The following is a 12,476-nucleotide window of genomic DNA, read 5'->3' as shown; positions in this document are numbered from 1 at the left end:
CACCGGTGACGAGACCACGAAGCGCCGGGAGGCCGCGGCCTTCCTCGCCAACGCCAGCCACGAGACCGGCGGCCTGGTGCACATCGTGGAGCAGGACACCAGCAACTACCCCCACTACTGCGACACCGGCCAGTCCTACGGCTGCCCTGCCGGTCAGGCCGCGTACTACGGTCGCGGCCCGGTCCAGTTGAGCTGGAACTTCAACTACAAGGCGGCCGGTGACGCGCTGGGCATCGACCTGCTCAACAACCCCTGGCTGGTGGAGAACGACCCGGCCGTCGCGATGAAGACGGCGCTCTGGTACTGGAACACCCAGAGCGGCCCGGGCACCATGACCCCGCACAGCGCGATGGTGAACGGCCACGGCTTCGGTGAGACCATCCGCGCCATCAACGGCTCGCTGGAGTGCAACGGCGGCAACCCCGGCCAGGTGCAGAGCCGGATCGACACCTACCAGCACTTCGTGCAGGTCCTGGGCACCACCCCGGGCGGCAACCTGAGCTGCTGAGCACACAGGGCCCGCCGCGGTGCGGGCCGGTGGGCGCGGCCGTCACGACGGCCGCGCCCAGCTCCACGTCCGGAGCCCTCGCCCCGACCGTCCGCGAGAGCCGGAGGGCCTGTGCACCACCGCCGCGGTCGCCGCCGCGAGCACCGCCGCCGTGGCCGGAGCGGCGTACCCGGCCCCGCCCCGCCGTTCCGCCGCCTGCCCGCAGGCCGCCGCGCCGACCGAGATACCGGTCAGCAGGGCGGTGACCGCCCAGGCCGTGCTCTGGTTCAGCCGGGGTGGCGGTGGCAGTCGCTGCACCAGGGTCATTCCGGTGACCGGGCGCGGACGCCCGGTAGTCGGCCGGGTCGGCTCCTGCGGGGCGTGTGCAGGACGAACGGCTGACACCCACCGATACCAAAGTGTCATCTGTTTTCATTACCATGTTGTGCAACCTTGTCCAGGGGTGTTGTGTCTGGAGAGTGGAAACACTGTGAGCCCGGGGGCGAGTGCAAGACGTGAGTAGAAGCGACGAGGCCGGAGCGAGCGGCGGTCAGGCGGACACGCCCGATTCCTCCGGCAGGTCAGAGATATCCGACGGACCCGTCTTCGTGGACGGGAGCGGCCGCCGCCGCCGGACGCTGCGCCGTTTCGGCTGGCTGCTGGGCCTGGCCTGCGCCTGCTATGCGGTGGTGCTCGTGGTCAGCCTGGCAGGCGGCAACTCGACCGCTCCCTGGCTGCCGATCACCGGACAGGAGGGCCCGAAGGCCGAGCGGGTCACCGTCGAACCGGAACCGGAACCGTCCGGGACGGTGAGCAGCCCCCCGACGGGGACGATGGACTCCACGCCGGTGGCGAACCCGTCCGTGCTGCCCGTCGACCCGGGCTCCGACCCGGAGGGGCGGCAGGCGGAAGCCCCTGCGGCCCCTGGGGGAGCCGAGCAGGACGGCACGACGGGCGGCGCCGAGGAGTCCCCGGACGCGTCCCCGAGCACGGGGACGGGCAACGGCGGTGGCGAAGGTGCCGGCGGCGGTGGCGGCGACACCGGCGAGGAGCCGGACGACGGCACGGGTGAGGGGACCGGCGACCCGGACGGGGAGCCGAGCCCGGAGGAGCCCTCGGAGGAGCCTGACCCCGGGGAAGAGACCGGCCAGGCGAACAGCAGTGGGGACAGCCCGTGAGTCCTGCCACCCGCAAACACAGCCGGGCCCGCCGCCGGCCGCGCCAGCGGCTCCCCCTGCGCTACCTGCTGCCCGCCCTGCTGCTCCTCGCCGTCGTGACCATGCTGCTGCTGCGCGGCTACGTGCACAGCGAGTTCCTCGCCGACCACCGGGTGAGCCCTCCGGTCGCCCAGGACCAGGTGCCGCAAAAGGTGCTCGAAGGGGGCCCGGTCGTCGACGCCCGGGGCCCCGACCCGCTGTCGTACGAGATCCCCGACGACACCATCGTGCTGACCTTCGACGACGGCCCCGACCCCGAGTGGAGCCCGAAGGTGCTCGACCGGCTCGCGCGGTACGACGCGCACGCGGTCTTCTTCGTCACCGGCACCATGGCCTCCCGCCACCCCGACCTGGTGCGCCGGATGATCGACGAGGGGCACGAGGTCGGTCTGCACACCTTCAACCACCCCGACCTCTCGCTCCAGTCGAAGGCCCGCATCGACTGGGAGCTCGCGCAGAACCAGCTCGCGCTGGCGGGCAGCGCCGGTGTCCGCACCTCCCTGTTCCGGCCGCCCTACTCCTCGCACTCCGACGCGCTGGACAACGCCTCCTGGCCGGTGACCGAGTACATCGGCAGCCTCGGGTACATCAGCGCCTTCAACGACACCGACAGCAAGGACTGGGCCAGGCCCGGCGTCGACGCGATCGTGGAGCGCGCCACCCCGAAGAAGCCGGGAGACGGCGCGGTCGTCCTGATGCACGATTCCGGCGGCGACCGCTCCCAGACAGTGGCCGCACTGGACCGGCTGCTGCCGCAGCTCAAGAGCGAGGGCTACCGCTTCAGCAACCTGACCGAGGCGCTGGACGCGCCCAGCGCCCACACACCGGTCAGCGGGTTCGACCTGTGGAAGGGCAAGGCGTTCGTCGGCGCGGTCGGGGTCTCCGAGCGCGCGATGTCCGTGCTGACGGTGGCTCTGGCGGTGGTCGGCTCGCTGGTGTTCGCCCGGTTCGGCCTGATGCTGGTGCTCTCCTTCGTGCACGCCCGCCGGGTGCGCCGGCCGGGGTTCCGCTGGGGCGAGCCGGTCACCGAACCGGCCACCGTGCTGGTGCCGGCCTACAACGAGGCCAAGTGCATCGCCAACACGGTCCGCTCGCTGATGGCCGGCGACCATCCGATCGAGGTCGTCGTCGTCGACGACGGCTCCTCGGACGGGACGGCCGAGATCGTCGAGGACCTGCGGCTGCCCGGGGTGCGGGTGGTGCGGCAGGTGAACGCAGGCAAGCCCGCGGCGCTCAACAACGGGATCGCGCACGCCTCGCACGATCTGGTCGTGATGATGGACGGCGACACGGTCTTCGAACCGTCCACCGTCCGGGAACTCGTCCAGCCGTTCGGCGATCCCCGGGTCGGGGCCGTGGCGGGAAACGCCAAGGTCGGCAACCGCGACAAGCTGATCGGGGCCTGGCAGCACATCGAGTACGTGATGGGCTTCAACCTCGACCGCCGGCTCTACGACGTGCTGCGCTGCATGCCCACCATCCCCGGCGCCGTCGGGGCCTTCCGCCGTGAGGCGCTGGAACGCGTCGGCGGCATGAGCGAGGACACCCTCGCCGAGGACACCGACATCACCATGGCCATGCACCGCGACGGCTGGCACGTCGTGTACGCGGAGAAGGCCCGGGCGTGGACCGAGGCGCCGGAGTCCGTGCAGCAGTTGTGGTCCCAGCGCTACCGCTGGAGCTACGGCACCATGCAGGCCATCTGGAAGCACCGCGCCGCGCTGCTCGAACGTGGCCCCTCCGGCCGGTTCGGACGGGTCGGGCTACCGCTGGTGTCGCTGTTCATGGTCGTCGCGCCGCTGCTGGCGCCGCTGATCGACGTCTTCCTGCTCTACGGGATCATCTTCGGCCCGACCGGCAAAACGGTCGCTGCCTGGGCGGCCGTCCTGGCGATCCAGGGAGCCTGCGCGGCGTATGCCTTCCGCCTGGACCGCGAGCGGATGGTCCACCTCCTCTCGCTGCCGCTTCAGCAGATTCTCTACCGCCAGCTGATGTACGTGGTGCTGCTCCAGTCGTGGATCACCGCGCTCACCGGCGGCCGGCTGCGCTGGCAGAAGCTGCGCCGCACCGGCGCGGTCGAGTCCGCGCCGCCGCGCGCCGGGAACGCCGCTCCATCGTCCGTGCACCGCGACAAGAGGCCCGTCGGATGACCGCCAACCCCGCCGGCACGGCCGGCTCCGACCGCCTCCCGCACCCCGCGGATCCCATGGACCCGGCCGCCCCGGCCGCCGACCCTGCGGGCGGGGCGCCGCCGCAGGCCGCCGCCCGGCCCGCGGGCCCGGTGCGGGACCGCTACCTGGACCTGCTGCGTGCACTGGCATTGCTGCGGGTCGTGCTCTACCACACCTTCGGCTGGGCCTGGCTGACCTTCCTCTTCCCCTCGATGGGCGTGATGTTCGCGCTCGCGGGCTCGCTGATGGCCCGTTCGCTCCAGCGCCCGGCGCTCGGCGTGCTGCGCAGCCGGGTCCGGCGGCTGCTGTTGCCGCTGTGGCTGTACGGCGTCCTCGTACTCGGGCTGCTCTTCGCCCAGGGCTGGGGCCCGGCCAAGGGCGAGGAGGGCTGGTTCTGGCTCCGGCTGGTGTGCTGGGTGGTGCCGGTGGGCAGCCCGCCCTTCCCCTGGCACATCGGCTCGGAGAGCGGTCTGCTGGACGAATCCTGGGCCGTGCAGGCCGCCGCCCCGCTGTGGTACCTGCGGGCGTACTTCTGGTTCGTGCTGCTCTCGCCGCTGCTGCTGAAGGCCTTCCGCCGGATGCCGTGGGCGACGCTGCTGGCGCCGCTCGGCCTGACGGGGGTGTTCGGCGCCGGTCTCGTGGAGATCCCCGGCCAGACTGGCAGTGCGGTCACCGACTTCGCGACCTTCGGCGCCTGCTGGGTGCTGGGCTTCGCCCACCACGACGGGCTGCTGCGTCGCATCCCGGCCTACATCGCGCCCTCGCTCGCCCCGTTCTTCATGGGCTTCGGACTGTGGTGGGCGTTCGGGCACCCGGGGGCCGACGGACTCGACCTCAATGACATCCCGCTGGCCCAGGCGTTCTGGTCCTTCGGGTTCTGCGTGCTGCTGCTGCGGATCAGTCCGTCCTGGGAGCGGCTGCCGGGATGGCTGGCGCGCTGGGACAAGCCGATCACGCTGGCGAACAACCGGGCGGTGACGCTGTACCTGTGGCACGAGATCGCGCTCATCGCGTCCATTTCGCTGCTCGACCCGCTCTGGAGCATCCCCGGAGTCTGGCCCGCCCACGCCGACCTGCTCACCGCCCTCTACCCGGTGCTGATGTTCGTCCTGATCTGGCCCCTGATCGGGGTGTTGATCCTGGCCGTCGGATGGGCGGAGGACGTCTCCGCGAAACGCCGGCCGCGGCTGTGGCCCACCGGGCGCCGCTCGCAACCGCAACCGCGTGGGCGTGCGGCGCGCCGGGGGTGATGACCGCCGCCCCCGGCCCGGTGCGTCCGGGGGCGTCCGTCCCGCCGCCCCGGTCAGGCGGGGCGAGGGGAGGACGTGCGGCCGGGTGGCAGCCCGGCGTCCGCCGCCCCGCCGCCGGTCCGCGCCTCCAGGTCGCGGCGCGTCTCGTCGCCGTAGGAGCCTGCCACGTCCCCGGTGACACCGAACAACGCCTGGTAGCGGGCGACGGCGCGGGCCAGGTCGTCGTCGAAGGTGCCGTCCACCCGGCGCTGTGGGTACACCTCGGGCAGACCGCTCAGGCGGGTCTGGATGTCCGCGACCTCCGGTCCGCTGTCGCCGAGTCGGAGCGGCTGTCCGGCGGGGGGCGTCTGCGGCGCGGGGGCGGCCGGAGGCGCCGGGTCCGCCGGCGGCAGGGGCGGGTCAGGGGCCGGTGCGGCGGGTCCGGAAGGCGGCGCACCGGGCTCCGCCGGTGACGAGGGGGCAGGCGAGGGCTCGGGCCCGGTCGGGCCCGCCTGCGGGGGGCCCTCCGGCAGGCCCCACTCCGAGACCGGAGCGATCGCCCCGGTCGTCTGGAGCACGAAGGCCAGCGCGAAGCCGGCCGCCCCGGTCGCCGTCGCCATGGCCAGCCCACGCAGCACCCGGAAGGGGCGGCGGTCGTCCCGCCACTCGACCGAACCGCCGACCGGGTCCTCGTCCACCAGCCGCCCGGGCGGCAGCAGCGGGGCCTCCATCAGCCGGGTGGGGTCCTCCGGCGGCGGGACGGGCCCCGGTGCGCCCCCGTCCGGGCGGAACAGATGAAGATCGTCCGCCCACCAGCCGGACTGCGGCCCGGATGACATCACTCGGCCTCCTTCCACGGGGTCCGTCGGAAGAGGTACGCACCGGAACGGCCGGGCGCTCAGACCCCACCGGGCGGGTGCCCCGCCGCCCGGCCCGTCTGCAGTGGGGCCGGCACAACCGCTTCAGGAGAGCCAGCCGTTCATGGCCGCCCGCACGCCGGCCTGGAAGCGGCTGGTCGCCCCCAACCGGTCCATCAACTGGGCGACGATCCGGCTGACCGAGCGTGGCGAGATGCCCAACTGGTGGGCGATCACCTCGTTTTTCTTCCCGTCGGCCATCAGGAGCAGCACGTCGCGCTCCAACTCGTTCGGCTCGATGCCCGGTTCCTGATCGGGGGCGGCGAAGGTCAGTCCGCGCTCCCAGTGGTGCTCGAACAACCGGTTCAGGAAGCTCAGCACCGCGGCGTCCCTGATCAGCACCGCGCCCGCCGCGGTGTGCTCCGGGTCCAGCGGGATCACGGCCGCTGACATGTCGTAGATCAGAACCCGGGACGGCAGGACCCCGCTGCTGCGCACCTCGGCACCGGCGGCGCCGAGGGTCGCGGCGTACTCGGCGGTCGGACGGTGCGTACGGGCGCTGTGCTGGAACAGCGTGCGCACCCGGATGCCCCGGCGCAGCTTCTCCAGGTCCAGCGGCGTTGCCGACCGGATGGCCTCCTCGCTCTGGCCGCCGCCGGGCACCATGGAGTCCAGCGAGCTGGTGCAGGTGCGGGCCAGGTCGTCGATGACCCACCGGATCCGGTCGATGCCCTCCACCACCTCGACGCTGCTCTGCGCGGAGTGCAGGCTCCTGGCCTCCAGGTAGTCGCCGGTGAGGGCGTGCAGCCTCGCCCTGGCGGTGGCGATCGCCGTCTGCCGCTGGAGCACCTCCTCCTGGGCCGGGGCGAGCAGCGCCGCCGCGGCCGTCTCCGGGCTGACGGCCGCCCAGCCGCCGGCCGGGGACGGCTGGAGCAGGCCGAGGGCCACCAGCCGGGCCTCCGCGTCCCGCACCTCGTCGGCGGCCAGTTCCGCACGGACGCCGAGTTGCTCCGCCGTCTCCGTGGCGTGCAGCACACGCAGCCGGTAGACCCGGGTGGCGACGGCGTCGATCTCGCCGAACTCCTGCACGGTCCTCACCTTCCTCGACGGCATTCTCGACGGTCTCCGCCGATCGGGCGACAACCTGCCAGGCGACATCTCGCCAGGGTGCAGGTCTTGGCTCCCGGCTGATTGCTCCGGATCATCGAATAGCAGTGCGGTAGTTCGGCATCCCCGATTGGACGTGGAAGAGAAACGCCATGAAGAAGATCTTCGCTGTTGTCGCCGGTGCGCTCTTCGCGCTGGTCGTTCCGCTGTCCGCTGCGGCGAGCGCCGCCGCGGACAGGGAGGCCGGCAGTATTTGGGACAGCCCGGCCGTCTCCGCCCCGTCGGCGACGGACGGGAGTATCTGGGACTGATCTCCCGGAGAACCCACCATGAACACGCTCGTCATCAACGGCGGACCCGGCAGCGACTTCGCGGAGATGCTCCCTGAACTCGCTTCCGAAATGGTGGTGTTCACCGCGAATCCGTTGCCGGCCCCGGAACGCTACGGGCATTACGAGCTGGTGGCCGGCTGCGGGTCGGTGCCGTACCCGGAACTGGCCGCGCTGCGAATGGCGACCAGGCGGGAGAAGCCGGCCTCCTTCACCCACGTACTCACCGGATACGAGTACGACCTGGAGCGGGCCGGACGTCTCCGGGATGCGCTGGCCGTGCCCGGCCAGAGCGAGGCGGGTGCCCGGGTCTTCCGCGACAAGGTCCTGATGAAGGACCGGGCCGCGTCGGGCGTGCCGGTGCCCGCCTACGCCCGGTTGCACCGTTTCACCGATCTGCTGGAGTTCCTCGGAGCACGGGATTTCCCGGTGGTCGTCAAGCCCGTGAGTCAGGGCGGCGCCCGGGATGTCGCGGTCCTGCGCTGTGAGGCCGACCTGCTGGCCTTCAGCAGCCGGGAGTGGCGGCCCGACCTGATGGTGGAGGAGTTCGTCCGGGGTGAGGTCTACCACCTCGACGCGGTCCTCGCACCCGACTTCAGGTTCGTCTCGACGGGCCGCTACTACACCGGCTGCCTGGAGGTCCTGTCCGGGGCCAACAACGGGTCGGCTCTGCTCCACCCGCACGAGCCCATGGCGGCGCGTCTCGCCGACTTCTTCGACGCGCTGCTGAAAGTTCTGCCGACGCCCGAGGTCGGCGCCTACCACCTGGAGGTCTTCCACACTCTTGATGATCGCCTGTTGCTCTGCGAGATCGCCTCGCGGGTCGGCGGAGCCCGCATTCCGCAGCTCATCCGCCGCACCTGGGGCATCGACCCGCAGGAGACCTGGTTCCGGCTGTCCACCGGCCTTCCGTTGCGGGCCGAGCCCGTCGAGGTGCCGCGGGCGGTGCACGGCGACATCGCCCTCACGCCCCGGCCGGGTCCCGTCACGACGGTGCCGGACCGGCCGCCGTTCGACTGGGTCAGGGCGCACGCGCAGACCGCGGTACCCGGTGACCACAGCGCAGGTCCGGTGCACAGTGCCTCCCACCTGTGCTGGACGGTAGTCGCCGGCGACGATTCCAGCCAGCTCATGGACCGACTGCACGCATGCGAGGGCTGGCTCGGGGAGTGCCTGGTCCGGGGCGCTCCGGAGCCGGCCACGTGAGACCACCCCCCACACCACCCCCCACACCACCCCCCACACCGCCCCCCCCCACGCCCACTGCCGTTCTGCTCAGCCCCCGCCTGCAGACGGTACGGGCGGCCCGCGGGGTCGGGGCCCACACTCTCGTGGTGGGCCCCGACCTCGCGGCGCCAGGCATGAGCCGCACCGTCGCCGCCGCCGACGGCGCGGTCGTGGTGGACTGGTCCGACCGGCGGCGGCTGACCGCCGCGCTGGGCGGATTCGCCGGCCGCGGACGAGTGGCCGTCTTCGGCTTCGACGAGGCCGGTGCGCTCTCCGCCGCCTGGGCCAACGCGATGCTGCGGCTGCCCGGGAACACGCCGCCCGCGGTCGCCGCGCTCGCCGACCCCGCCGCACTGCGCGACCGGGCCAACGCCTTCGCCGACCGCCCGGTGCGCTACGAGATCTGCACCGCGACCGCGCTGGCCAAGGCGGCCCGGACGATCGGCTTCCCGTGCGTGGTCAAACCGCGCGGACCCGGTCGCGCAGGGGTCCACCACCTTCCGGACCCGGGCGCCCTCCCCGCGGTGGCCCGGCTGCTCGCCGACCGGGCGGACCTGGTCGTCGAGGAGTACCTGCCCGGCCCCCGCTACCGGCTGGCGACCCACTCCTTCGCCGGTGCGCACACCGTCCTCTCGCTACTCCCGGCCGATGCCGCCCCATCGGCGGACGGCGGTGCGGAGGACCCCGACCCGCCCGTGCCGCACGGCCTCGACGTGCGGACCGTCGCGGGGATGTGCCGGCTGGTCGGGGACGTCCTGGACGCCGCCGACTACCGGATGGGCTCCTCCCTCAGCACGGTCGCCGCGACGCCGCGGGGACCCGCGCTCCTCGGCGCCCGGCCCTGCCCATCCGGGAGCAGCCGCCTGCACGCCCTGTCGGTGGCCGCCGCGCTGGACCTGCCCCAGCCGGCTCACCGCGCCGTCACCGGCTAGGTGAGAGCAAGGTTGCGCCGACGTCACGTCGGGGCACAGCCCGGAAACGCGCGCTCCCTACCTTCGGGACCGACAACCCGAAAAGGCCGAGGGCCGTCCCGCCGGCTCCGCGGGCCGGACCTCAGGGAGGCGCCATGACAGCACCGGTCATCACGCGCGGCACAGGCCGCTGGATCCAGCGATGGGACCCCGAGGACGAGACCTTCTGGCGGCAGGGCGGGGAGCGCGTCGCCCGGCGCAACCTGCTGCTGTCCATCCTTTCCGAGCACATCGGCTTCTCGATCTGGACGCTGTGGTCGGTCCTGGTGCTCTTCATGGGCCCGGAGTACGGGGTGGACCCGGCGGGGAAGTTCTTCCTCGTCGCGATGGCCACCCTGGTCGGCGCCTGCATCCGGGTGCCCTACACGTTCGCGGTGGCCCGGTTCGGCGGCCGGAACTGGACGGCGTTCACGGCGCTGCTGCTCCTGGTGCCGACCCTGGCGGCGTTCGCCGTGATGGAGCCCGGCACCTCGTACAGCACCTTCATGACGGTCGCGCTGCTGACCGGCATCGGCGGCGGCAACTTCGCGTCCTCGATGACGAACATCAACGCCTTCTTCCCGCTGCGCAGCAAGGGCTGGGCGCTGGGGCTGAACGCCGGGGGAGGCAACATCGGAGTGCCGGTGATCCAGCTGGCCGCCCTGGCGGTGATCGCCACCGCGGGGGCGGTATCGCCGCGGGTTCTGCTGGCGGTCTACCTGCCGCTGATCGTGCTGGCGGCCTTCTGCGCCTGGCGCTGGATGGACAACCTCGCCCCGGTGCGCAACGACACCGGTGCGGCGCGGGAGGCGGCACGCGACCCGCACACCTGGATCATGTCGTTCCTCTATGTCGGCACCTTCGGCTCCTTCATCGGCTACAGCTTCGCGTTCGGCCTGGTCCTGCAGAACCAGTTCGACCGGACCCCGCTCCAGGCGGCCTCGCTGACCTTCCTCGGCCCGCTGCTGGGCTCCCTGGTCCGGCCGCTCGGCGGCCGGTTCGCCGACCGCTGGGGCGGCGGCCGGATCACGCTGTGGAACTTCCTCGGCATGGCCGTCGCCACCGCCGTGGTGGTCGCCGCCTCACTGCGCGCGTCGCTGCCGGTCTTCCTGGTCGGTTTCGTCGCCCTGTTCGTCCTCACCGGCCTCGGCAACGGCTCCACCTACAAGATGATCCCGGGCATCTTCCACGCGAAGGCCCGTACGCTGGGGCTCTCGACGGAGGAGGCGTCGAGCCACGCCCGACGGCTGTCCGGTGCCGCGATCGGGCTGATCGGCGCGGTCGGCGCGCTCGGCGGGCTCGCCATCAACCTGGCCTTCCGGCAGTCCTTCCAGACCTCCGGGTCCGGCACGGGCGCCTTCGCCGCCTTCCTGGTGTGGTACCTCCTCTGCGCCGTGGTGACCTGGACCGTATACCTGCGGCGCGTCCCGGGGACGGGGGAGGGGAGCCCCGCCGCCGCGGGCGCGGAGGATGCCGGCGACCCGGCCTTCTCCGCCGGGGGCGCGGGCGCGGAGGCCGGGAGCCGTGCGCCGGCCGCCCGCCCGAAGTACATCGGGGTGTGAGCCGTACAGGCGGGCCGACCCGCCTCCCGTAACACCCGGGAAACCCCGGTGAACCGGGCCTGTCACCCTTCGGCGGCAGGCTCGGTGCACTGCCCGGGACAGACCGCAGGACGAGGGCCACACACATGCAGGAACTCAAACCGCTGGACGGCTTCACCATCGGCGTCACCGCCGCCCGACGGGCGGAGGAACTCGGGGCGCTGCTCCGGCGTCGCGGTGCGGAGGTGCAGCACGCCCCCGCACTGCGCATCGTCCCGCTCTCCGACGACCGGGAACTGATGGCCGCCACCGAGCAGCTCGTCGCCCACGCCCCCGACACCGTCATCGCGACCACCGCCATCGGCTTCCGCGGCTGGGTGGAGGCTGCCGAGGGCTGGGGGCTCGGCGAGGCGCTGCTCGCCCGCCTGGGCACCGTGGAGCTGCTGGCGCGCGGCCCGAAGGTCAAGGGCGCCATCCGGGCCGCCGGGCTCACCGAGCAGTGGTCGCCGGTGTCCGAGTCGATGGCCGAGGTACTGGACCGCCTGCTGGAGCAGGGGGTGGAGGGACGCCGCATCGCCGTGCAGCTGCACGGCGAACCACTGCCGGGGTTCAGCGAGTCGCTGCGCGCGGCCGGGGCCGAGCTGGTGTCCGTCCCGGTGTACCGCTGGCTGCCGCCGCTGGACCTCGCCCCCGTCGACCGGCTGCTCGACGCGGTGGTCGCCCGGGGGTTGGACGCGGTGACCTTCACCAGCGCGCCCGCCGCCGCCTCGCTGCTGCGGCGTGCCGAGGAGCGAGGGTTGTTGGACGGACTGCTCGACGCCCTGCGCCGCGACGTGCCGGCGGTCTGTGTGGGACCGGTGACCGCGTTGCCCCTCGGCGCCCACGAGGTCCCCACCGTGCAGCCCGAGCGTTTCCGGCTGGGACCGCTCGTCCAGCTGCTGTGCCGCGAACTGCCCGCGCGTGTGAAGCCGTTGCCGGTCGCCGGGCACCGGGTGGAGATCCGCGGCCACGCCGCGGTGGTGGACGGCGAACTGCGGGCGGTGCCGCCCGCCGGGATGGCGCTGCTGCGCTGCCTGGCCCGCCGCCCCGGCTGGGTGGTGCCGCGCGCGGAGCTGCTCCGGGTGCTGCCCGGGAGCGGGACCGACGAGCACGCGGTCGAGACGGCGATGGCCCGGCTGCGCGGAGCGCTGGGGGCGCCCAAGCTTGTGCAGACCGTGGTCAAACGGGGCTACCGGCTCGCCCTCGACCCCTCGGCCGACACCAAGTACACCGATCACGCAGCTGGTTGAGCGAGCAGCCGGGGCCCTCCGGCGCGTTGGGCGGGGCGGATTCCCGGCCCCGCTGAACACCCGCGCGCAGAA

General features: G+C 73.0%; 12 protein-coding genes. 9 read left to right on the top strand and 3 right to left on the bottom strand.

The genetic code is table 11. The features are described from left to right. On the top strand, positions 1 to 508 hold a 508-nt coding region (locus H300_RS0105695), incomplete at its 5' end, for a chitinase (protein ID WP_028426669.1). 42 nt (positions 509 to 550) lie between these two features. On the opposite strand, the gene H300_RS0105690 is transcribed toward H300_RS0105695, so the two are convergent. Continuing rightward, the gene (locus tag H300_RS0105690; RefSeq protein ID WP_028426668.1) at positions 551 to 814 is read right to left on the bottom strand and encodes a hypothetical protein; all 264 of its coding nucleotides are present in this window, start codon (positions 812 to 814) and stop codon (positions 551 to 553) included. A gap of 188 nt (positions 815 to 1,002) precedes the next feature. Between H300_RS0105690 and H300_RS25130 the strand changes: the two genes are divergently transcribed. From H300_RS25130 to H300_RS25125, 3 genes are read left to right on the top strand one after another with little or no spacing between them, the layout of a single operon-like run. Next, a complete protein-coding gene (locus H300_RS25130; RefSeq protein ID WP_158678320.1) occupies positions 1,003 to 1,665 on the top strand; it encodes a hypothetical protein in 663 nt (220 codons plus the stop codon). Continuing rightward, entirely contained in the window at positions 1,662 to 3,854 is a 2,193-nt protein-coding gene (locus H300_RS0105680) for a bifunctional polysaccharide deacetylase/glycosyltransferase family 2 protein (RefSeq protein ID WP_028426667.1), read from the top strand. Before H300_RS25130 ends, H300_RS0105680 begins: the two co-directional genes overlap by 4 nt. Further along, a complete protein-coding gene (locus H300_RS25125; RefSeq protein WP_078515732.1) occupies positions 3,851 to 5,125 on the top strand; it encodes an acyltransferase family protein in 1,275 nt (424 codons plus the stop codon). The genes H300_RS0105680 and H300_RS25125 overlap by 4 nt, the downstream gene beginning before the upstream one ends. 53 nt (positions 5,126 to 5,178) lie before the next feature. On the opposite strand, the gene H300_RS29105 is transcribed toward H300_RS25125, so the two are convergent. Together H300_RS29105 and H300_RS25115 are read right to left on the bottom strand one after the other, a co-directional pair. Beyond that, on the bottom strand, positions 5,179 to 5,943 hold the full coding sequence (locus tag H300_RS29105; RefSeq protein WP_051269508.1) for a peptidoglycan-binding domain-containing protein: 765 nt from the start codon (positions 5,941 to 5,943) through the stop codon (positions 5,179 to 5,181). Between the two features lie 123 nt (positions 5,944 to 6,066). Further along, a complete protein-coding gene (locus H300_RS25115) occupies positions 6,067 to 7,050 on the bottom strand; it encodes a helix-turn-helix domain-containing protein (protein WP_051269506.1) in 984 nt (327 codons plus the stop codon). A gap of 170 nt (positions 7,051 to 7,220) precedes the next feature. Between H300_RS25115 and H300_RS31400 the strand changes: the two genes are divergently transcribed. The 5 genes from H300_RS31400 to H300_RS0105640 all read left to right on the top strand — a co-directional run bounded on the left by H300_RS31400 (position 7,221) and on the right by H300_RS0105640 (position 12,404). Further along, positions 7,221 to 7,379 (top strand): hypothetical protein, encoded by a 159-nt coding sequence (locus tag H300_RS31400; protein ID WP_158678319.1) that lies wholly within the window; start codon positions 7,221 to 7,223, stop codon positions 7,377 to 7,379. A gap of 18 nt (positions 7,380 to 7,397) precedes the next feature. Beyond that, complete coding sequence (locus tag H300_RS25110; RefSeq protein ID WP_051269504.1) at positions 7,398 to 8,603, top strand: hypothetical protein; 1,206 nt, start codon at positions 7,398 to 7,400, stop codon at positions 8,601 to 8,603. A gap of 128 nt (positions 8,604 to 8,731) precedes the next feature. Next, positions 8,732 to 9,556, top strand: coding sequence for a hypothetical protein (locus H300_RS0105650; RefSeq protein WP_158678318.1), 825 nt, complete (start codon positions 8,732 to 8,734; stop codon positions 9,554 to 9,556). Positions 9,557 to 9,690: 134 nt separating this feature from the next. Next, the gene (locus tag H300_RS25105) at positions 9,691 to 11,136 is read left to right on the top strand and encodes an MFS transporter (protein ID WP_078515730.1); all 1,446 of its coding nucleotides are present in this window, start codon (positions 9,691 to 9,693) and stop codon (positions 11,134 to 11,136) included. A 125-nt stretch (positions 11,137 to 11,261) separates the two neighbouring features. Continuing rightward, the gene (locus H300_RS0105640) at positions 11,262 to 12,404 is read left to right on the top strand and encodes a uroporphyrinogen-III synthase (RefSeq protein WP_028426665.1); all 1,143 of its coding nucleotides are present in this window, start codon (positions 11,262 to 11,264) and stop codon (positions 12,402 to 12,404) included. Positions 12,405 to 12,476: the final 72 nt, after the last annotated feature.

Source organism: Streptomyces sp. TAA040 (assembly GCF_000424845.1).
This window is presented reverse-complemented; position numbering and strand designations above follow the sequence as displayed.